We start from the raw sequence: 20,720 nt of genomic DNA on the forward strand, positions 1-20,720 counted from the left end.
CGCCATGACCTCGTCTGCGCCTCCTTCGTCCAAGCCGGCAGTGCTGTTGTTGTGCGGCCTGCTGTGCGACGCCGCCATCTGGCAATCGCAGCGCGTCGCGCTGCGCGATCTGGCCGATGTGCAGGTGATGGATTTCGCCGGCTTCGACAGCATCGCGCAGATGGCCGCGCATGTATTGGACGTTGCGCCGCCGCACTTTGCGCTGGCGGGACATTCGATGGGCGGGCGGGTCGCGCTGGAAATCATGCGCCAGGCGCCAGCGCGCGTGCTGCGGCTGGCCCTGCTCGATACAGGCATCGCGCCGCGCCGCGACGGCGAACGCGAAGAGCGGCTTGCATTGGTGCGACTGGCGCATGCCCAGGGAATGCAGGCGCTGGCTCAGCGCTGGTTGCCGCCGATGCTGCACCCCGATCACCGCGCCGATGGCGCGTTGATGGATGGCTTGATGGCCATGGTGCAACGGCAAAGCGCGCAAAGTTTTGCTGGGCAGACCAATGCCCTGCTGGAACGCCCCGATGCGGCACCGGTGCTCGCGCACATCACATGCCCGACGTTGTTGGGAGTCGGGCGACAGGACGCGTGGAGCCCATTGGCGCGGCATCAGGACATGGCGCGACACATTCCGCAGGCGCGGCTGGCGATTTTCGAACACTGCGGGCACATGGCGCCGGTGGAGGCACCTGCCGCCGTCAGCGACGCGCTGCGCGACTGGTTGCAGGCCGCGTGATGGCGCGCCCGCCGAACGCATGGGACTACGGGGCCACTGCTGCCGAAACACGCAGTTCGCCGGGTGTCGAGATTGCCTTGGTCACGCCTTGAGGAACGCTGCATGCACGACGACGTCTCGATCATCATTGCCTGCGAGCAAGCGATCCGCCGGTTCGCGCTGTGCAACGACCGCCATGATCATGCCGGCCTGGCCGCGTTGTTCACCGACGATGGTGTGTTCGCGCGTCCCAGTGCACCGGATGCGCCCGTGCGGGGGCGCGAGGCCATCTTGCAGTCGTTTCGCGAGCGTGCGCCGCGCACCACGTGCCACCTGATGCTCAATACCTTGGTCAGCGTCCAGTCGCACACGCTGGCGCACGCGCACAGCCATGTCCTGCTCTACACCGCCGGCGATACCTCCGCAGCGCCGCCGTGGACGGCGCAATCGCCGGCATTGCTGGGCAGCTTCGAGGATGTGCTGGTGCTCGAGCAGGGGCGCTGGTTGTTCCAGCAACGGCTCGGGTCGCTGCTGCTGCGGGTCGGCACCGGCTGAGTCGGCGTATCCGGGCTGCAGACAACACCGTTACCCATCGCTGTCCCGATGGCGCATGTCGCGTGCCGCCGTCTTTGAGTCCTGTTTTCTCCCCTCCCCGTCGCGTCGCATCGCAGTCATCCATTCCCTTTGCATCGGAGATTCGCCTAGTGGAACGCGTCCGTTCGTCTGTTCGTTGTGGTTCGGTGTTGCCGCATGCGCTGTCGCCTCGTCAACCTGCGCTGATCATCGCTGCCTTGCTGGCCGCAGCGTCGCCAGCAGCGTGGGCGCAGGCCGTGCCGGAAACCGCGGCGCCACCGCAAGGCATCAATTTGGGTGGCACCAGTTTTCTAGATGGCTTCAGTTCCATGAAGCCTGGATGGACGGCCATCGAGTATCTGCGGTACTACGATTTCGATGCGATCAAAAATGCCAACGGCGATAATTCGCCGGCGTTCCGCGACCCCAACGTCGGGGTCAGCGTCGCGTTGACCCAGCTCATCTACGTCACGCCCTACACCTGGAAGGGCGGTTCGTTGAGCTTCAATGCGATCGTGCCGCTGGTCAATTACGACACCTCCGTCGCTGCCGATAGCCCGGTGCGCTTGAGCAGCAATGGCTTGGGTCTGGGCGATATCTCGTTCGGGCCGGCGCTGCAGATGCCGCCGGTGATGCGCGATGGGCGGGTGCTGTTCTTCCAGCGATTTGCCATCGACGCCTTCGCGCCCGTGGGCAAGTTCGATCGCGATGTCGCCATCAACCAGAGCACCGGTTTCTGGTCGGTCGCACCGCATTGGGCCTTCACCGTGCAACCCAGCGACAACTGGGAAATCAGCGGGCGGTTGAATTATCTCTACAACTTCCGCACCAGCCGCGCCGGCGGTGTGCCGCCGATTCCCGGGTTCCGTTTTCGCAACGGCCAGGCCGGCGATGTGCTGTGGGCAAACTTCGCCAGCTCGGTCAAGGTCACCGAACAATTGCGTCTGGGCATCAATGGGTATTACCTGCAGCAGTTAAAGAACAACCGCACCAACGACCAGAGCATTCCCGACAGCAAGCGCAGGCAGTTCTACGTTGGTCCCGGGTTGTCCTGGCGGTTCGACGAAAAGAACCTTCTCAACTTCAACGTTTACCTCCCCATCGAGGTCGAGAACTCGGTGGCGGGCAATAGCTACAACCTGATGATTGTGCACTCGCTGTAACGTGTGCGGGTCATGTGTCCTGCATTGCCTGTGCCGCGGTGCCGGCATGTGGACGATGCTGATGCGATGCGATCCGTCACGCGAACCTGCTTGCGCGGGAGGTCCGGCCTCATCGCTCAAGCCGGGTGCTTGGCGCGCAGGGGTATCGACGAGCAAAGCGCTCGTCTCACAGTCCCATGCTGTGCCGTTGCGTGTTGGCGTGTTCGCGGAACAGCAATTCCGCGCGTGCGCCATCGCGCTGCTCGATGGCCGAGACGATCGCGCCGTGTTGCCTGTGTCCGTAAAACAGATCGTCGTAGGCAAGCGCGGCAGTGCGTTGGCCGAGCACGACGTTGACCGGGCTGACGAACGGCACCAAGGTGCAGCGCTCCACCGTTTCGGTCAGGATCGGCTTGTTGGCCGCCTCCACGATGGCGCGATGGAAACGGGCATTCATTGCGCCATATGCCTGCTCGTCGTCGGCACGGAGATTGCGGCTGGCCAGGATGCGGTCGCCTTCGCCCAGGCAGGCGTACAAGGTGGCGAGCAACTCGGCGGGGGCGCCCCGTTCGGCGACGGTGCGCGCGGCCATGCCTTCCATCACTGCGCGCACCGCCAGTGCATCCAGGCTTTCCTGCTGGCTGAAGCGCCGCACGGCGTAACCACGGTTGCCTGCCTGCACCAGCAGGCCTTCCTGGCACAACGCCGGCAGGGCCTGGCGGATCGGCGTGCGCGAAAGCGCCAGGCGCTCGGCCAGTGCCGCCTCGGTGAGGCGCTCGCCCGGCGCGAAGGTGCCGCACAGGATCAATTCGCGTAGCTGCTGGATCGCTTGCAATCGGTGGTTGTTCGCCATTGGCTCCATTCTCTCGCGCCATACCGCAGCGCACGTTCCTTCGACAGGGAAAACTCGCACTTACGTGTATAAAAACCTTGCGGATGAGATCGCTTGATGGCAATTTGGATCCCAAGGATACCGTTTTGGCGATCCGAAGTCGTTGGTCGTCCTTTGTTGGGATCCATTGCGTTGCAGATCCCAATCACCCACTGATGCGCGCCTGCCCCGACCGGGCCCGGCCCGCGTCGCAGGAGCACAACATGGCAAGCATCATCGGCGGTATCGGGACCTCGCACGTTCCCACCATCGGGGTGGCCTACGACAAGGGCAAGCAGCAGGACCCGGTATGGAAACCGTTGTTCGACGGCTACACGCCAGTGGCCGCGTGGCTGGCCGAGCAACGGGCCGACGTGCTGGTGTTCTTCTACAACGACCACTGCACGACGTTCTTCTTCGATCTGTATCCCACCTTCGCGCTGGGCGTGGGCGAACGCTTTCCGGTTGCCGACGAAGGCGCGGGGCTGCGCGAGCTGCCGCCGATCCGCGGCGACGTGCAGTTGCAGGCGCATATCGCCGAATGCCTGGTCAATGACGAATTCGACCTGACCGTGTTCCAGGACAAGCCGATCGACCACGGCTGCGCAGCGCCGCTGCCGCTGCTGTGGCCGCATGTGCCGGACTGGCCGGGCACGGTGGTGCCGATCGCCATCAACGTGCTGCAGTACCCGCTGCCGACGGCGCGGCGCTGCTATCGCCTGGGCCAGGCAGTGCGCCGCGCGATCGAATCGTATCCGGAAGATCTTCGGGTGGTGGTGGTGGGCACCGGTGGGCTATCGCACCAGATCCATGGCGAGCGCACGGGCTTCAACAACACCGAATGGGACATGGAATTTCTGGACCGGTTCCAGCATGCGCCCGAGACACTCACCGATCTCACCCACACCGATTACGTGCGCCTGGGCGGTGCGGAGAGCGTGGAGCAGATCATGTGGCTGGCGATGCGCGGCGCGCTAGATGGGCCGATCCGCAAGCTGCATCAGAACTACTACCTGATGACCACCACGGCGATGACCGTGGTGCTGTACGAGCCGGGCGAAGAAGCGGCCGGCGCGCCGCGTTCGGCCGAGCTGCTTGCGCGCACTGCCGCTGCGGCCTGAGGAGGTGCTGATGAATCCGCAAACCCATGGCATGGAGCAGATCGGCGGCACGTACCTGTTCGATCTGCGCACCAGCAATCGCGCGCTGCGCCTGAACCGCTTTTTCTGGCACATGATCCGCGCCCCGTGGCGCGATCGTTTCTTGCAGGATGCAGAAGCATTGATGCAGGAAGCCGAACTCACCGAGCAGGAGAAGGCGCTGATCCGTGCACGCGACTGGCTGGGCCTAGTGCAGTACGGCGCCAACTTCTTCGTCATCGAAAAATTTGCGCGCGTGGTGCGCATGACCAATCTGCAGGTCTACGCCATCATGCGCGGCGAATCGTTCGAAGACTTCATGCAGACGCGGCGTGTGCCCCATGCGCGCTGAGCCGGGCGTATCGGCTGTGCGCCGCATCGTCGCGTTACCCGACTTCCCAACCCAAGGTCTCCCCCAATGACCATGTCCTCCGTGTTCTTCGAACACCGCATCAAGGTGCGGCACCTGCGTGTCATCGAGGCGCTGGACCGACAGAAAAGCCTGTTGCGCGCCTCACGCGTCTTGAATGTCACCCAGCCTGCGCTCACGCGCGCTTTGCAGGAGATCGAAGAGATCGTCGGTGCGCCGCTGTTCGAGCGGCATTCGCGCGGCGTTCGCCCCAACGCGATGGGCGAGGTGCTAGTGCAGACGGCGCATGTGGTGCTGGGGCAGCTGCGACGTGCGCAGGACACCTTCGAAGGGCTGCTGCAGGACGATGCGCTCACGATCACCGTGGGTGCCTTGCCGGTGGCGGCCAGCGGTCTGCTGCCGGCGGTGCTGGCCGCGCTGTATCGCACCGAGCCCACGCTGCGGGTGCGCCTGCTGCACGGCCGCACCGATGAACTGTTGCCCAAGCTGGCCGGTAACGAGATCGATCTGGTGGTCGGGCGGTTGTATCCGCTGGCCCGCTACGACGCACTGATTCGCAAGGTGTTGTACCAGGATCCGATTGCGCTGGTGGCGCGCAGCGACCACCCGCTGTTCGCCAACGGGCCGGTGCGCGTTGCCGAGGCGGTCGCGTACCGGCAGGTGCTGCCGACCCTGAGCCAGCATGTCGAACGCGACGTGGCGCAGGTCATGCGCGAGCACGGTCTTGCAACGCGCGATCAGTTGCGTTCCAGCTCGGCCAGTTTCACGCGCGAAATCCTGCTCGGCACCGACAGCATTGCGGTGATGCCGAGCATGATGGTGGCCGGCGACATCGCACGCGGCGAGTTGCGTGCCTTCCAGCTGCAGCAGCCCTCGCAGGCGCGCGCAGGCGGGGTGATCTATCGCGATGGCGCCGCAATCCACAAGCCGGGCGTGCGCTTGCTGATGCGCGAGCTGGAGCACCAGCTGGCCCTCATGGCCGAACAGGGCGCGGTGTGGGTGGACGACCGTGTTGGCGAAGACGATGTGTTGCTGGATGCCTCTGCGTGATCGCGTGAGGCCGGCGCAACGCGTGGCGCTTCGCGATTCCTGCTGAGCTGCATCAACGCTCAACGGGTTGTCGCGCGCGGCTGCACACGGCGGGTCGTGCGCCGCGCCACAGCAACGGGCAGCCCAGGCTGCCCGTTGCAGTTGGCGGTGCGCATGCGCGCCCGATGCGACGGCACCTCAGGTGTCACTGGCCAAGGTGTCCTTCAAGCGCGCTTTTTGTAATTTGCCGGTCGCCGTGCGCGGCAAGGCATCCACCAACCGCAGATGCTTGGGCACCTTGTACTTGGCCAGCCGTGCGGTCAGATAGGTGCGGATCTCCTCCAGGTCCGGCGCCGCAGCGGCCGGCACGATCGCCAGATAGCCCACCTCGCCCCACTGCGGGTCGGCCAGGCCGACCACTGCGCACTCGCGGATGTCCGGATGGTCTGCGAGCAACGCTTCGATCTCTGCCGGGTACACGTTCTCGCCGCCGGAAATGAACATGTCCTTCTTGCGGTCGACGACCCAGAAGAAGCCGTCGGCATCGCGCTGCACGATATCGCCGGTACGGAACCAGCCCTGCCCATCGAGCACGTCCGCGCTCGCCTGCGGGTCGCGCCAGTAACCGGGGCTGAGGTTGGGACCGCGCAAGAGCAATTCACCGGGAACGCCCGCCGGGCAGTCGTTGCCGTGGTCGTCGACCACGCGCGTCTGCACCGATGGCGTTGCGATGCCGGCCGCACCCAGCTTGTTGCGGATCACATCGCAGTCCACCGACATGCCGAACACCGTGCCGGCTTCGCTCATGCCGAAGCCGCAGACCATGGGGATGCCATCGTCCAGCCAGCCAAGCAGATCGTCGCTGGCGTGCGGCGCGCCGCCGCTGACCAATGCGGTGAGATGGCGCAGCGCTGCCGCATCGAAGCCGGGCTGATTGCGAAATGCCTGCATCATCTGCGGCACGCCGACGTAATGCGTGATTCCCAGCGATGGATCGGCAAGCCAGCCCAACGAGCGTTTGGGATCGAAGCCATTGGAGACCTGGATCGAACCGCCCACCGCCAGCGCCGAGCGCACATTGGTGACCAGGCCGATGATGTGGAACATCGGTGCTTCGCACAGAAAGCTGCTGCGTGCGTCCACGCGTGTGGTGACGCCGAAGTTATGCGCGGCATGCTGCAGGTTCTGCTCGCTGAGCATCACGCCCTTGGGCTGACCCGAGGTGCCGGAGGTAAACAGGATCAGGCTGACACGATCCGGCGGAATCGATGGCGTGTCGGCAGGCTCCAGTGCATCGGCGCTCGCGATAAAGCCTGCCAAGGCTTCCATGTCCGTGCGACCGGCAGCGACATCGTCGCCCAGCAATACGCGTGGCTCTGCGCGTTGCAGCAGCGCATCGAGCTCGCTCGCGCTCAACCGCCAGTTGAGCGGTACATAGATCGCGCCGACCCGCCCGCAGGCAAAGTGCAAGGCCACCTGCCACACCGAATTGCGCGCCAGCACGGCGAGCCGCTCTCCATCGACGCAGCCACGCCGGCGCAACAAGGCCGCCAGGCGGCCCACCAAGGCGTCCAGTTCGGCATAGGTCCATTTCAGGCCCAGCACTAGGTCGCGTGCGGCAAACTGTTGCGGCGAGAGACGGGCGTGGAAGGCGATCGAGTCGGTCGGCATGGCCATGGCGCGGTCTTCTGGAAGAGTGGGAAGTGACTGGGTGTGAGTGCGAGTGCTGCGTGCGAAAGGTTTAGACGTCCCGGAGAACGTGATGCGCACGTGGCGGATGCAGCCCACGCGTGCGCCTGCGCATAGCAGGCACGCAATGCGCTATCGGTTGGCGATGTGTGCATGCCAGTCCGCACGCAGGCGCGCGTTGTTTCGACTGTGCGCTAGCTCAGGTAGAGGGTTTTGGTTTCGAGGAAGGCATGCAGACCTTCGATACCGCCTTCGCGGCCGATACCCGAATGCTTGAAGCCACCAAACGGCATGCTGATATCGACCCACATGCCGTTGATCGCATGACTGCCGCTGCGCACGCGGCGCGCGATGCGATAGGCGCGTTCGGCGTCTTCGCTGTAGATGGTGCCGTGCAGACCGTAGTCGCTGGCATTGGCCTTGGCGATGAGGTCGGCTTCGTCGTGGTAGTCGATGAAGCTCACCACCGGTCCGAAGATTTCCTCGCGCGCAATGGTCATGTCCGGCGTCACCTCGGCAAACACCGTCGGTTCGACGAAGAAGCCGCGCGACAGGTGTGCCGGGCGGCCTCCCCCCATGGCCAGGCGTGCGCCCTGCGCCTTGCCTTTGGCGATGTAGGACTGCACACGTTCGAGCTGGCGGCCCAGGGCCAACGGGCCCATCCCGGTGTCTGCCGCAAACGGGTCGCCCAGCTTCACTGCGCTCAGTGCCGCGCAATATGCCTGCAGGACTTCTTCGCGGCGCTGCGCCGGCACCAGGACGCGCGTCAACGAGAAGCACACCTGTCCGGCGATCGGCATGGAGTAGGGCACCAGGGTGGGCAGCACCTTGGAGATGTCGGCGTCCTCCAGCACGATTGCTGCCGATTTGCCGCCCAGCTCCAGCCCAACCCGTGCCAGGCGCTCGGCGCAGGCGATGCCGATCGAGCGGCCGGCCTGGGTGGAGCCGGTGAAGCTGACCTTGTCCACGTGCGGGTGGCGGATCAATTGCTCGCCCACCTCGCGGCCGGCGGGGAGCAGGTTGAACACGCCATCGGGCACGCCGGCGGCGCTGATGCACTCGGCCAGGATATAGGCATCGATCGGCGTTTCCGGCGAGGGCTTGGCCACCACCGTGCAGCCGGCAGCCAGCGCGGCGGCGACCTTGTAGCACAGCAATACCAGCGGCGCGTTCCAGGGCGTGATCGCGGCGACCACGCCGACCGGCTCCTGCACCACATGCACGCGGCCACCGTTGGGGCGCACACGTGGTTCGACGAATGCGTGGGTGGCAATCAGGTCGGCGTAGTAGTCGAATAAATCCGGCGCCTGCTGCGAGGCGCGCTTGCTGAAGCCAAGGGTCGCGCCGACCTGGCCCGTCCATGCTTCGGCCAACTCCGGCATGCGTGCACGCAAGTGGTCGGCCACCCGCTTGAGTGCCACGCTGCGCGCTTGCGGGGAGAGCTGCGGCCAGGGGCCGTGGTCGAAGGCGCGGCGTGCAGCTGCGATGGCCGCTTCGGTATCTGCGTGCGAGGGTTCGGTGTAGCGCAGCAGCCGTTCTTCGGTATGCGGCGCGATCACATCGACCGAGCGATCGCCGGTGCTTGCGCGCCATTGCCCGTCGATGAACAGACCCAGGGGACCTCGCGCGGCGATGCCGCGCAGCGTTTCGAATAAGGCTTCCATACTCCCTCCTCGGTGCAGAAAACCACTGGCAGCGCCAGCGATGCACGCACAACGCGCACCGCTTCGGACGCCGTAGGACGCGCTTACGCTCGGTGTTTGCTGAGGTCGTACTCGCCCAGGCCGGGCTTGTAGCTCTTCTCGTCGATGAACTGACGGATGCCTTCCTTGCGGGCGTTGTTGTCGAACGAGTTGGCCGCTTCCTGCATGCGTACCAGGTAATCTTCGGCTTCGTCGTAGGTCATGGTGCCGACGCGGCGCACCGCATCCTTGGCGTACTTGAGCGCGACCGGGTTCTTGCGCAGCAACAGTTCGGCCACTTCGCGGGTGCGTGCCTCCAGGCGTTCCAACGGCACGCTTTCGTTGACCAGGCGCCATTCGGCAGCCTTCTTGCCATCCACCATTTCGCCGGTCAGCGTCATCCACATCGCATCGCGCATCGACAGCAGTTCCACCGCGACCTTGGTGACGCCACCGCCGGGCAGGATGCCCCAGTTGATTTCCGACAGGCCAAACTGCGCCTCATCGGCGGCAATCGCCAGGTCGCAGGCAAACAGCGGGCCGAAGCCGCCGCCGAAACACCAGCCGTTGACCATGGCGATGGTCGGCTTCTGATACCAGCGCAGGCGACGGAACCAGCCATACGATTCGCGCTGCGAGCGCCGCACGCCACGCAGGCCCTGCGCTTCGGTTTCGCGGAAATATTCCTTCAGGTCCATGCCCGCCGACCAGGCGGTGCCTTCGCCGCCGAGCACCAGCACGCCGACGTTGTCGTCGAACTCCAGCTCGTCCAGCACGTCCATCATGCGGCGGTTGAGCGCCGGGCTCATCGCGTTGCGCTTGTCGGGGCGCGCGAACTTCACCCAGGCGATGCGGTTTTCGATGCGAACCGATACCACGTCATGCTCGTTCAAGCGGCGTCTCCTTCGAGTCGTGAGAGTGCTGGTGTGTTGATGGGCTCAGAGTGCTTCGGCCAACGCGGTGTCTGGCGCGGCGGCGCGCTCCAGTGCAGCGCTGGCGTTCAACTTGCAGAGCAGCCGCAGCAGGGTCTGTTGTTCGCTGGCCTGCAGGCCGGTGCAGGTGCGTTCGCCCGCGCGCGCCAGGCAGCCCTGCGCAACCAGCAGCGTGCGCTCGCCCGAGTCGGTGAGGTACAGGCCCTTGCTGCGACGATCGCGGCCAGCAAGGCGTTCGATCAGGCCTTGCTCGGCCAGCGCATTGGCGATCTTCATGCCGGCGGCGCGGTTGACCAGCAGACGGTTGCCCAGCTCGGTCTGGTCGCAGCCGGGTTGATCGCGGATGTGGATCAACGCGGTCACGCGCGCCGGGGTGAGCTGTAGCTCGGCCAATTCCTGGCGCGCGGCGTGGCTGGAGGCCAGGGCGGCGAGTTGCAGCTGGTAGCCAAGATCGGCGGCAAGTGAAAGGCGAGCAGTCATCGGTCCGTCCAGATTGTATCCGTTAAATACAATCTAGCCGACCGAAGCGGGCCCTGCAAGAGGGGGCGATGGCGTGATGCGAAGCACAGTGCGCGGTTGCGTAGTACAGCCGCGCCTGCCGTAAGACGATCAGCGGATCAGCCAGCCAGCGAGCTGTTCGCGGGTCAGGTAACCGCTGTGACGGGTGTCGAGCGCGTCGAATTCATCGGCCAGGGCAGGGTTGGCCTGCGCCTCTGCACGGCTGATGCGGCCATCGCCATCGGTATCCATGGCTTCAAAATCGATGCGGTAGCTGCCGACCACGCTATTGGGCTGGATCGAACGCACGATCACGCTGGATTCGCCGCGCGGGCGCTCCAGTTCGGTTTGATGGGTGACCTCGCCACTGGACAGCGGCTGGGTGCGGATGGCACTGGGCACGTCGATCAGCGGCATGCTGCTGGCCGGCGTGGGCGCCTGCTGCGCCTGTGCGGCAGTGCAGAGCAATAGCGACAGCGTTGAGACGAGTGTGGCAAGACTGCGGTTGGTCATCAGATCCCCCTGATGCGGAACAGCCCACAAGCATAGAGCCTGGCGGCCTTTTGCGCTGTGCGTGACGGTGGCGCGCCGCTTGGCGACGGGGATACGCTGTTGAATTGTCAGAGGCGGCGAACGGGTCTTGTCGCGCTGCTGCATCGTTGCCCTGAGCGAGCACTGCGCATTGCATCGCGCAGTGCTCTGGTTGGCGCCACTCAGCCGGGAATGAAGGGGAAGACGATCTTCAGTAGTCCCTTCAGGCCGCCCTCCGCCGTGCTTGTCACCGCCTTGGCACCCAGGCTGTTGAGTGCGCGGCGCACGTCGTCCCAGCGCAACTGCGCAATGTCCTTCTTGAGCAGATCCGACACCTCTTCTGCGGTGGGCGTGAGCTTCTGCAATGCGCGCACAGTGGCGTGCGGATCCGGTTGCAGGTAGCCCCAGCGCTCGGCGATTTTCAGCAGCGTGTCGAAGCGCACCGCGACCACTTCGCGGTTGCGTTCGTACACCGGCAGCGCACCGACATCGAGAATGGCTTGCTCGAACTGTTGCGCGTCGTCGGGATGTTCGATGCGCACCGCCAAAAAGCCTTCCTTGCGGCTGCGTTCGCTGACATGTTTTGCACCCGAGCGCAGATTGTCTTCGGTGAGCACGTTGGCAACGATGCGCTGCATCGCGGCGTCGCCCTCTTCGGGCACCAGCGAGCGCCAACGCGCATAGCCATCGCGCCGCAGCGCCTTGACCTTGGCCGAAGTCACCCGCAACTGCAATGCGACCGCAGCGTTGGAGCTGTTGCGCGAGATGGCGCCATCGCGTTCGAGCAGCACGAAGATCAACAATTCCAGGTCACGCTTGGTCAGCGACTGGAACCCCTGCAACAGGGTCAGGCGCAGAAATTCGCTGCCGAAGGCGGCCGCGTCCTTCAATTCGATCGGTTGCATGGGGAGTCCTCCACAGGTGACCTGCAGCATGCCAGGACGCTGTTGCGCGGCCTGAGAACCAATGCGACGCACACGCCAGTTTCAGTGTCCGGTTTCGCGCCCGCGACGATCGGACCTGAACGTTTCAACTGCGCCGCGGTCCTGCAAGGTGACGAACACCTGCTTGCCATCGGCGCCGCCGAAGGCCACGTTGCTGGCCTTGCGCCCCTTCAATGCAACCGTGCGCAGCAGCTTGCCCTGCGGCGACACCACTGCAATCTGCCCGGCATCGTAGCGGGCGATGTACAGATTGCCGTCGGCATCGCAGCGCATGCCGTCCATGCCGAAATCGGGGAAGCTGATCAGCAGCCGTTTGTTGCGCAGGCTGCCGTCGCTGCCACGGTCGTAGGCCCACACCTTGCGCGACATGCTTTCATTGACATACAGCTGTTTGCCGTCGGGGCTGACATCCAGGCCGTTGGGCGTGGTCATCCCTGCCTCCAGCAGCCGCACCGCGCCGTCGCGGCCGATGTGCCACAAGCGCCCGCCATTGTCCTTCCAGTTCGGGTCGCTGGCGTAGAAGCTGCCATCGGGCGCCAGCGCCAGATCGTTGGGGCCATCTGCCTCGGGCAATGCCGCGAACGTGCTGACCGCACGCGTCTGCATGTTGACCTGCAGGATCTTGTGGCCGGTGTAATCGGCGACATACATGGTGCCGTCGCGAAAGCGGATGCCATTGCCGGTGCTTCCCTCGGGCAAGGTGACGAACACCTCGGCACGTGCGCCGCCGTCGGCCTGCAGCGCGATGCGCGCGATGGTGCCGTCCTTGCCCAGGTTCACCGCGTACAGCGCGCCATCCGGACCGGTCGCCGGGCCTTCGGCATTGTGTGTGAATGCGCCATCGCCGATCAGATCGCGCGCAACGAAGGGAGTGTCGGCAGCGCTGGCGAGCGAACTGGACAACAGGAGCGCCAGCGGCAGATAGCGAAGATGGGCAACGACGGTCATGCGCAATGCTCCGGATGTGATCGCCAGCAGTGTGCCAGAACGTGCAGCGCGACCATGGCGGTGATCACACCCGATCAAGTAAGGTGCGCGAGCAGTACGCCCACACTCGCGAAGGAGGTTTGCATGTCCGTGGAATCGATCACACGTCGCCGCTTGCTTGCCGCCTTTGGCGGTGCAGGCATCCTGCTGGCTGCACCGACGTGGGCAGTGCCGAAGAAAAAGCCCGGAAAACCGCTCAATGTCGCGTTGGTCGGGTTGGGTAGTTATGCCAGCGAACAGCTCGCGCCCGGCCTGGCGCTGACCAAGCATTGCAAGCTTGCCGGGATCGTCACCGGCACGCCGTCGAAGATTCCGCAGTGGCAGTCCAAGTACGGCATCGCCGACCGCAATGTCTACAACTACGAGAACTTCGATCGTATCGCCGACAACGACGACATCGATGTGGTGTACATCGTCACGCCAACGCATCTGCATGCGCCACTGACCCTGCGTGCGGCTGCCGCGGGCAAGCATGTGTGGTGCGAGAAGCCGATGGCGATGCACGCCGGTGAATGCGAGGCCATGATTGCTGCCTGCAAACGCAACAAGGTGGCGCTGACGATCGGCTACCGCATGCAGCATGAGCCCAACACGCGGCGCGTGATTGCGATGGCCAGCGAAAAACCGTTCGGCGCGATGCAACGCGTGCGTGCCGAGGCCGGGTACAACGGCTATCAAGGCACCGCCAAGGCCGACCGCCCGTGGCGGTTGCGCTCGCAGTTCGGTGGCGGCGCGATGTACGACATGGGCGTGTATCCGCTCAATGCCGCGCGTTACACCGTGGGCACCGAGCCGCTGGCAGTAACGGCCAAGCGCTGGACCGACCGACCCGATCTGTTCGATGAAGTCGACGAGCACATGGACTTCACCCTGGAGTTTCCCAATGCGGTGCGCGCCGAGTGCAAGACCAGCTTCGGCAAGAACATGAATGTGCTGCGCGCCGAATGCGAGCGCGGTTGGTACGAGTTGTCGCCGTTCCAGAGCTACCAGGGCGTGACCGGCAAGGCCAGCGATGGCCGCGTGTTCGACGCCAAGGTGCCGCATCAGCAAGCGCTGCAGATGGACGAAGACGCGCTGGCCATCATGAACGGCACGCCATTACGTGCGCCGGGCGAAGAAGGCCTGCGCGACATCCGCATCGTCGATGCGATCTACCGCTCGGCGCGCGAGGGCAGCAAGCGCATCGTGCTGTAAATGAGCTGGTTCCGGCGGCCAAGTGCCGCCGGGGCCACCGCAATAGCAAGCAGCGGCCCAGGGCCGCCAGGCATGGCAGCACACAGCGGCCAACACACATCCTGACTATGGAGCGAGCAAGCGGCCAACCGACCAACCGGCCGCGGTGCGTCACGCCCGCAATCAATGGCCGACAGCTGCAAGCAGCACACCAGCGGCAACCAGCGGCCGCAGAAATGTTGATTCAGTGAGAAGAGCAAGCGTCAATTTCGCAAAAGCGAGTCGCGCCAGTCGGGAAGCAATTTCTACTACAAGGCACGGGACCAACCATCACGAGGATTCCCGTTGCACGCCTCAGGCGCGCTTCAAACGCTCAGAGCATCGCTGTGCAGGAATGATTCAAAACGCTCCGTGAACGTCGCGCGGTGGTCGAAGGAATCGACGACAGCATATACAGCCGAACCGGCCAACCGCTTTTACGATTCCCGATTCCCGATTCCCGATTCCCGAATCCCAAATCCCGAATCCCAGCCTCACTCCCGCATCGCCAGTACCGTGATCTCCTCGCGATCGTGATACAGCTGCTTGGCGCGCACGATCAATGATTTTTCTGCCTGTTGCTCGAACAGGTCCAGGCACAGGCGTGTCTCGTCCCAGCGCTTTTTCATCGGCAGCTTGAGGTTGAAGATGGTGTTGCGGCACCAGCCTTCGCGCACCCAGGTGGCCATGCGTTCGGCCACGCGGCGCGGTTGCTCCACCATGTCGCAGACCATCCAGTCCAGCGGCTGCGCGGGCTTCCAGTGGAAGCCGTCGGCGCGCAGGTGCTCCACCAGCCCGGTCTCCAGCACATGCTCGCGCAGCGGGCCGTTGTCCACGCTGGTGACGTGCACGTGCTGCCGCGTCAGTACCCAGGTCCAGCCGCCGGGCGCAGCGCCCAGATCGGCCGCGCGCATGCCCGGCTTGACCAGTGCGTCGCGTTCTTCGGGCGTGAGCAGCGTCAGCAGGGCCTCGTCGAGCTTGAGGGCAGAGCGCGAAGGCGCTTCCGGCAGCAATTTCAGGCGTGGAATGCCCAGCGGCCACGGCGCGCTGTCGGCGTTGTCGGCCACCGCCAGCAAGGCGTGGTCGCCGTCGAGAAAACAGACGTGCAACCGCGGTTGGCGCGGCTGCGGCTTGTCGGTGAGCAGGCCGGCCTTGCGCAGGGCCGGTCGCAGTGCATTGCCGAAGCTGCGCGCCAGGCCTGCAAGCGGCTTGCCAGCGTCCGAATCCGGGTGTTCCACCCACAGATCGCCAAACCGCTGCTGCCCGTCCAACGCGGCCAGGATCGGCGTGATGCGGTCCTTGGGGTCGATACCTTTCAGCTCGGCAATCACTACCAGCTTTTGCCGGGCGAAGATCAACTCGCGCCACTGCAGTTTTGCTGCAAGTTGCGCAGCCTCGTCGCAGACGAACAGCACATAGCCGTCGTTGCGTTGGGTGCGCGCATACCCGGCGATGCCGACGAATGCAGCGCGCGCGCTCAGTTCTGCGGCAAGCTCAGGTTCGAAACCCTGCCGGCAATAACACAGCAGGCCGCTCATCGCTGCACCTGCAGGAGGGCGCCCGCTGCGCCGGCAACATCAGTAATGGTCACCGCCGCCCTCGCCATAGTTGCGCAGCACTGCACACGCCTGGTCGCGCAGTACGTCGCGCACCACCTCGATGCCGCGGCGGCTCAGTTCACCCACCCAGTCGGCCGGCAACGGGCCTTCGTCGAATTGCGTCAGCGCCATCACGTCGTCGGCGCGCGCGCCGATCAGCAGGCGGTCGATGCCGGCCCATACGGTCGCGCCGTAGCACTGGCAGCACGGCTGCGCGGAGGTGGCCAGCGTCACCGGCGACAGCACATCGTTCAAGCGTGGCGTCTGCAGGCGCTGTTGCGCCAGCATGTAGGCCATGTTTTCGGCATGCGCCAGCGAGGTGGTCTGCGGCACCACGCGGTTCACTGCGGCGGCGATGATGCGATGGTCCGGGCCGAACACCACCGCGCCGAACGGGCCGCCGCTGCGTTCGCGCACATTCATCCGCGACAGCTCGATCACCAGGGCCACCTTGTCCTCATCGCTGGGATAGGCGCGGCTGTCGTCGACATGCGCGTGGATCCAGTCGGGCAGGGTGAGGTGGATGTGCGCGTAAAGCATCAGTGGACCGTTTCTGTAGGGGGAGTGGCGGGGCGCAGTGTATCGGCCTGCGCGTCCTTTGCGGCACATTGACCGGCCACGCACTGGCAGGCGCTGATCTCGCGGAAGCCGCACACGCTCATCATGCCGCCAGCCTGGCATTGCGCCAGTACGCCGTTGGGGTCGGTGGCGCTGTTGACGTTGACGCAGGCCGGAAACGCACCGCAACAGTTGCCGACGTTCTTCACCGTGCAATCGGCATCGGTGCGGCAAGTGGTGGTGACGACCACCGCTTTGCCGGCTGCCGGGCCGCGTGTCGAGCCGGTCGCCGGAGGTGGCGTGGCGGTATCGGTCGGTGGTGCGGCCACGCAGCCAATCGACCCAAGACAGGCCAGCAGCAACAGCGTGCTCAGACACCGGGACAAAAGACGGGACATGCAGCCGCTCCGATCAGGATAGGTGAGCGGCCATGGTAAGCCCCGGGTGCGCGGAATGTGGCACGCGCAGGATCAGCTAGAAAATTCCGCAAGCCAGATCGTGCGCGCGTTGTGGCTGATGACGCTGGCGACGGCGTCGCGTGTGACCGAAACACGCCTGCAGCCTTGGAGCAGCTAACGAAACGACTGTGCAGCCGCCGGGCGGGCGCGGCCGCTGCCCGGAATCGGCATGTACCACGCGTCCACTCCGGTTGCTCCGCGCCGTCGTATCCGCCTGACGACTGCCCGCTAGGTGTTGTCAGCTGCTCTTGGTGAAGTCAACGCCGTCTGCGCAGTGACCGGTGGCAGCGCGTGGCAAGGTCCAGTTGCTGCATGCTTTCGTCGCGGCGATCGCTGGGCAGATCGTCATCCGGCCGACCCGGAAGCAGCGTACAGAACACCTCGGCCGGAGTCGCCGCGTTGGAGACGGGCGGCTGCGGCGAGCAGGCCGCCAGGCCGATCGACAGCGAAAACACCGCGCCGCGCAAGGTATTTGCAGGTGGGCGTAAGCATGGTTGCGGGAGGCACATGGCGGCATCGCTGGCTGATACAGCCTGCAATCTAGGCCGCTGCGTGCATCAGGTACCGGGGTCATTTCGCTTCCGCATGCAGTGCTGCGCACCACAGCACGCCGACCAGCAGGCAGGCGATGGCGGCCAACTCCAATGGCGTGGGCAGGCGCATTTCCCAGGCGAAGCCGTACAGCAGCGCAAACACCGTCTCGAATACGATCATCTGCCCGACCAGGGTCAGCGGTAGCACGCGGCTGGCACGATTCCACAGCGCATTGCCGATGATCGAGGCCAGGATGCCCAGCAACAGCGACACGCCCCAGAAACTGGCCCACTCGAGCGGTGCATGCGCGGCACTGCCGATCAGGGCCGCCGGCGCCAGCAACAACGCCAGTGCGCCGGTGACCACGCCGGTCAGCAGCGACCAGTCGCCGCCGGACAGATCCGGGCGCCGCCGCAACCAGCGTGCATTTGCGATCGAATAGGCCGACCACGACACCAGCGCACCCGCCGCGCACAGCAGGCCGGCGATCCGGGTCAGGCGATCGCTTGCCTGCTGGCCGGAGTCGTCCTGCACGGTATCCACTGCCACCAATGTCACGCCGATCACGCACAAAACGCAGGGCGCGGCCAGACGTCGCAATTGCACCGCACCGGCGGCACGCGTCCCGATCACGGTGACCACCACCGGCAACAGCCCGATGATCAACGCCGTTGCCGCGCTGCCTGCCCACTGCACGGCGCTGCCAAGCAGCACGTAATACATCAGGTTTCCCATCAGGCTCAAGCGCACCAACGCCCACCATTCGGCAGCGCCCAGCCGGGCAGCGGTCTGCCGCGCGCGTGGCGCCAGTAGCAAGGTCGCCACGGCGCCATACGAGAGATACCGCGCCACCGCCAATTGCAGCGGCGTAAAAGCGCCCAGCAATTGCGGCGCCAGAAACACCAGCCCCCACAGCGCGCCCGCACCGATTCCGCAGGCGACACCCACCATCAAGCGTTCACGCATCGTGCTGTTCCTCAGGGCATGCATTGCAGCGTGCCGTGCGGCAGGGCGTTGATCAAGGCGGGCCCTGCAGACGGATGCAACGCCGCACGCTGCATCAGTGCGCTGTTCCAGCTTCTGTGATGTCGTCGGTCACACGCATGGCGCCGCGTGCGTGCGATGGCGCTGCGCAAATCAATGGGATGCCATCGCAGCGCATGCGCCACCGCCACGATCGTGATGGCCTGAAGCGGTCCACGGCGTGGCAGCCGCTTGCTGCGCATCGGCGTTGCGGCCGAAAGGGTGCGTGACGACGCAGGTGCGGCCTCTGCAGCCGTGCAGCCGCCGCCCAACCTAGGGAGCAGCGACGCCCGCCTTGCAACAGCGCCGCTGTCTGTCCTGCGTGGTTACTTGGCCCAGGTATCGCGCAAGGTCACGCTGCGATTGAAGACCGGCGTGGCCGCGCTATGGTCGCGACGGTCGGCAACGAAGTAACCGCTGCGTTCGAACTGGAACGCCTGCTCCGGCGCAGCCATCGCAGCGCTCGGCTCCACGTAGCCGCGCACGTTGCGCTTGGACTCGGGGTTCAGATAATCGCGGTAGGTCTTGCCTTCGGATTCGTCGTCGGGCTTTTCCACCGAAAACAGGCGGTCGTACAGGCGGATTTCCGCTTCCACCGCGTGTACGGCGCTGACCCAGTGGATGGTGCCCTTGACCTTGCGGTTGGCGCCTTCCATGCCCGGACGCGATTCCGGATCGAGCCAGCCGCGCAGTTCGACGATCTCGCCGTCAGCGTTCTTGATCACCTCGTCCACGCGCGCAATGCCTGCGCCGCGCAAGCGGATTTCGCCGCCCGGCACCAGGCGCTTCCAGCTCTTGGGCGGAACCTCGGCAAAATCCTCGCGTTCGATCCACAGCTCGCGCGCAAACGGTACTTCGCGTGTGCCGAAGCTCTCGTCCTTGGGGTGGTTGGAAAACTGCAGCGTTTCGGTATGGCCTTCCGGCAGGTTGGTCAGCACCAGCTTGAGCGGGTCGATCACTGCCATGCGGCGCGGCGCCGCGGCGTCCAGATCCTCGCGCAGGCAACCTTCCAGCACCGAGAAATCGATCAGCGAGTTCTGCTTGCTGATGCCCACGCGGTCCACGAACAACCGCATCGCCGCCGGCGTATAGCCACGCCGGCGCAGGCCCTGCAGCGTGTACATGCGCGGGTCGTCCCAACCGTCCACCAGCTGCTCTTCCACCAGCGCGGTGAGCTTGCGCTTGCTCATCACCGTGTAGTTGATGTTGAGGCGCGAAAACTCGATCTGACGCGGCTTGGCCGCTTCGCGCGGTAAGCCCTTGTCCAGCAGCGGCTGCAGCAGTTCCGGGTGACCGGCCAGGTCCACCTTGTCCACGCACCAGTCGTACAGCGGGCGGTGGTCTTCAAATTCCAGCGTGCACAGCGAATGGGTGATGCCTTCGACTGCATCGCCGAGCGAATGCGCGAAGTCGTACATGGGGTAGATCGGCCACGCATTGCCGGTGTTCTGGTGCTCCACATGCTTGATGCGGTACAGCGCCGGGTCGCGCAGGTTGATGTTGCCGCTGGCCATGTCGATCTTGGCGCGCAGCGTGCGCGCGCCGTCGGGGAATTCGCCGGCACGCATGCGCGCGAACAGCTCCAGGTTTTCTTCGACGCTGCGCTCGCGGAACGGCGAATTGCGGCCGGGCTCGGTCAGCGTGCCACGGTATTGCCGCACCTGTTCTGCGGACAGGTCGCACACGAACGCATGGCCATCGCGAATCAGCTTCTGCGCGGCCAGGTAATACACCTGGAAATAATCCGAGGCGTGGCGCAGTTGTGCCCACTCATAGCCCAGCCAGCGCACGTCGTCCTGGATGGCCACCACGAACTCGGGGTCTTCCTTGGCCGGGTTGGTATCGTCCAGGCGCAGGTTGCACAGCCCGCCGAACTCGGCCGCCAGGCCGAAATCCAGGCAGATCGCCTTGGCATGGCCAATATGCAGGTAGCCGTTGGGCTCGGGCGGGAAGCGGGTGCGGATGACCGTGTGCTTGCCGCTGGCCAGATCCTCGCGGACGATCTGGCGGATGAAGTCTTTCTTCTCCGCCGGGGCGGTGGCGTCGGTGGCTAGGGTCTCGGACATGCGCGCATCAGCAATGGGTAAACCGCAAGTTTAGGCGGTGGCACCGGTTAGGGGTAGGCGCGGGGCGCGGCGGGGCGGCTTCCGGGCGTTGGTTTGCGCGGGGTTGGGTCCCGGATAGCCCCTGCAGGCGGTGCCGGCGATGTGCGGATCTGTCGTCGCCGGCTTCACGATGCAACCC

The 20,720-nt window shown here is 65.2% G+C and carries 21 protein-coding genes, 1 other RNA gene and 1 pseudogene; 8 read left to right on the plus strand and 15 right to left on the minus strand.

Annotation, left to right across the window (positions count from 1 at the left end; genetic code table 11):
* Positions 1-4 precede the first annotated feature (4 nt).
* The 3 genes from ACCQ07_RS04375 (at position 5) to ACCQ07_RS04385 (ending at position 2,442) form a co-directional block, all read left to right on the plus strand.
* Positions 5-727, plus strand: a complete 723-nt coding sequence (locus ACCQ07_RS04375; protein ID WP_029818728.1) for an alpha/beta fold hydrolase — start codon at positions 5-7, stop codon at positions 725-727.
* Between the two features lie 102 nt (positions 728-829).
* Complete coding sequence (locus tag ACCQ07_RS04380) at positions 830-1,261, plus strand: nuclear transport factor 2 family protein (protein ID WP_008572574.1); 432 nt, start codon at positions 830-832, stop codon at positions 1,259-1,261.
* A 149-nt stretch (positions 1,262-1,410) separates the two neighbouring features.
* Complete coding sequence (locus tag ACCQ07_RS04385) at positions 1,411-2,442, plus strand: SphA family protein (RefSeq protein WP_011346485.1); 1,032 nt, start codon at positions 1,411-1,413, stop codon at positions 2,440-2,442.
* 166 nt (positions 2,443-2,608) lie between these two features.
* Here ACCQ07_RS04385 and ACCQ07_RS04390 read toward each other — a convergent pair whose 3' ends face one another.
* Positions 2,609-3,283: a GntR family transcriptional regulator gene (locus ACCQ07_RS04390; protein ID WP_372363829.1), complete on the minus strand. Its 675-nt coding sequence runs from the start codon at positions 3,281-3,283 to the stop codon at positions 2,609-2,611.
* Positions 3,284-3,516: 233 nt separating this feature from the next.
* Here ACCQ07_RS04390 and ACCQ07_RS04395 point away from each other — a divergent pair, with 233 nt between their 5' ends.
* From ACCQ07_RS04395 to ACCQ07_RS04405, 3 genes are all read left to right on the plus strand, one after another.
* Positions 3,517-4,413 carry a gallate dioxygenase gene (locus tag ACCQ07_RS04395; protein ID WP_011346486.1) on the plus strand — a complete coding sequence of 299 codons (897 nt, stop codon included), beginning with the start codon at positions 3,517-3,519 and terminating at the stop codon, positions 4,411-4,413.
* 10 nt (positions 4,414-4,423) lie between these two features.
* Positions 4,424-4,783 (plus strand): protocatechuate 3,4-dioxygenase subunit alpha, encoded by a 360-nt coding sequence (locus ACCQ07_RS04400; RefSeq protein WP_011346487.1) that lies wholly within the window; start codon positions 4,424-4,426, stop codon positions 4,781-4,783.
* Positions 4,784-4,849: 66 nt separating this feature from the next.
* Positions 4,850-5,851, plus strand: a complete 1,002-nt coding sequence (locus ACCQ07_RS04405; protein ID WP_008572588.1) for a LysR substrate-binding domain-containing protein — start codon at positions 4,850-4,852, stop codon at positions 5,849-5,851.
* Positions 5,852-6,028: 177 nt separating this feature from the next.
* Here the strand turns inward: ACCQ07_RS04405 and ACCQ07_RS04410 are convergent, their stop codons facing one another.
* The 7 genes from ACCQ07_RS04410 to ACCQ07_RS04440 form a co-directional block, all read right to left on the minus strand.
* Positions 6,029-7,507 carry an AMP-binding protein gene (locus ACCQ07_RS04410; protein ID WP_008572590.1) on the minus strand — a complete coding sequence of 493 codons (1,479 nt, stop codon included), beginning with the start codon at positions 7,505-7,507 and terminating at the stop codon, positions 6,029-6,031.
* Between the two features lie 206 nt (positions 7,508-7,713).
* On the minus strand, positions 7,714-9,183 hold the full coding sequence (locus ACCQ07_RS04415; protein ID WP_372363830.1) for an aldehyde dehydrogenase: 1,470 nt from the start codon (positions 9,181-9,183) through the stop codon (positions 7,714-7,716).
* Positions 9,184-9,266: 83 nt separating this feature from the next.
* A complete protein-coding gene (locus ACCQ07_RS04420; protein ID WP_008572593.1) occupies positions 9,267-10,094 on the minus strand; it encodes a p-hydroxycinnamoyl CoA hydratase/lyase in 828 nt (275 codons plus the stop codon).
* A 45-nt stretch (positions 10,095-10,139) separates the two neighbouring features.
* Entirely contained in the window at positions 10,140-10,613 is a 474-nt protein-coding gene (locus ACCQ07_RS04425; protein ID WP_008572595.1) for a MarR family winged helix-turn-helix transcriptional regulator, read from the minus strand.
* A 129-nt stretch (positions 10,614-10,742) separates the two neighbouring features.
* Positions 10,743-11,144 (minus strand): EF-hand domain-containing protein, encoded by a 402-nt coding sequence (locus ACCQ07_RS04430; RefSeq protein ID WP_031421198.1) that lies wholly within the window; start codon positions 11,142-11,144, stop codon positions 10,743-10,745.
* Between the two features lie 200 nt (positions 11,145-11,344).
* On the minus strand, positions 11,345-12,067 hold the full coding sequence (locus ACCQ07_RS04435; RefSeq protein ID WP_014089445.1) for a hypothetical protein: 723 nt from the start codon (positions 12,065-12,067) through the stop codon (positions 11,345-11,347).
* Between the two features lie 81 nt (positions 12,068-12,148).
* The gene (locus ACCQ07_RS04440) at positions 12,149-13,054 is read right to left on the minus strand and encodes an SMP-30/gluconolactonase/LRE family protein (RefSeq protein ID WP_008572599.1); all 906 of its coding nucleotides are present in this window, start codon (positions 13,052-13,054) and stop codon (positions 12,149-12,151) included.
* Positions 13,055-13,177: 123 nt separating this feature from the next.
* On the opposite strand from ACCQ07_RS04440, the gene ACCQ07_RS04445 reads away from it, so the two are divergent.
* Positions 13,178-14,287 carry a Gfo/Idh/MocA family protein gene (locus ACCQ07_RS04445; RefSeq protein ID WP_011346492.1) on the plus strand — a complete coding sequence of 370 codons (1,110 nt, stop codon included), beginning with the start codon at positions 13,178-13,180 and terminating at the stop codon, positions 14,285-14,287.
* 512 nt (positions 14,288-14,799) lie between these two features.
* On the opposite strand, the gene rlmM is transcribed toward ACCQ07_RS04445, so the two are convergent.
* Genes rlmM through ACCQ07_RS04460 form a run of 3 tightly spaced genes read right to left on the minus strand, consistent with a single transcriptional unit; the run spans position 14,800 to position 16,823 of the window.
* Positions 14,800-15,843 (minus strand): 23S rRNA (cytidine(2498)-2'-O)-methyltransferase RlmM, encoded by a 1,044-nt coding sequence (gene rlmM, locus ACCQ07_RS04450; RefSeq protein WP_008572601.1) that lies wholly within the window; start codon positions 15,841-15,843, stop codon positions 14,800-14,802.
* 39 nt (positions 15,844-15,882) lie between these two features.
* Entirely contained in the window at positions 15,883-16,443 is a 561-nt protein-coding gene (locus tag ACCQ07_RS04455; protein WP_372165286.1) for a nucleoside deaminase, read from the minus strand.
* Positions 16,443-16,823, minus strand: coding sequence for a hypothetical protein (locus ACCQ07_RS04460; RefSeq protein ID WP_046932418.1), 381 nt, complete (start codon positions 16,821-16,823; stop codon positions 16,443-16,445). Before ACCQ07_RS04460 ends, ACCQ07_RS04455 begins: the two co-directional genes overlap by 1 nt.
* Before the next feature lie 265 nt (positions 16,824-17,088).
* Here ACCQ07_RS04460 and ACCQ07_RS04465 point away from each other — a divergent pair.
* A non-coding RNA gene (locus ACCQ07_RS04465) (sX9 sRNA) lies at positions 17,089-17,163 on the plus strand.
* A gap of 13 nt (positions 17,164-17,176) precedes the next feature.
* Here ACCQ07_RS04465 and ACCQ07_RS04470 read toward each other — a convergent pair.
* The 4 genes and pseudogenes from ACCQ07_RS04470 to ACCQ07_RS04485 form a co-directional block, all read right to left on the minus strand.
* Positions 17,177-17,386, minus strand: coding sequence for a hypothetical protein (locus ACCQ07_RS04470; protein WP_162012997.1), 210 nt, complete (start codon positions 17,384-17,386; stop codon positions 17,177-17,179).
* A gap of 103 nt (positions 17,387-17,489) precedes the next feature.
* A complete protein-coding gene (locus ACCQ07_RS04475; RefSeq protein WP_014089450.1) occupies positions 17,490-18,419 on the minus strand; it encodes a DMT family transporter in 930 nt (309 codons plus the stop codon).
* 11 nt (positions 18,420-18,430) lie between these two features.
* Positions 18,431-18,679, minus strand: a pseudogene (locus ACCQ07_RS04480) (hypothetical protein).
* A 123-nt stretch (positions 18,680-18,802) separates the two neighbouring features.
* Positions 18,803-20,542 carry a glutamine--tRNA ligase/YqeY domain fusion protein gene (locus ACCQ07_RS04485; RefSeq protein ID WP_372363831.1) on the minus strand — a complete coding sequence of 580 codons (1,740 nt, stop codon included), beginning with the start codon at positions 20,540-20,542 and terminating at the stop codon, positions 18,803-18,805.
* Between the last annotated feature and the right edge of the window lie 178 nt (positions 20,543-20,720).

The sequence above is a fragment of the Xanthomonas sp. NCPPB 3583 genome, from assembly GCF_041475715.2.
In the GTDB taxonomy this organism is placed as follows: domain Bacteria; phylum Pseudomonadota; class Gammaproteobacteria; order Xanthomonadales; family Xanthomonadaceae; genus Xanthomonas; species Xanthomonas euvesicatoria.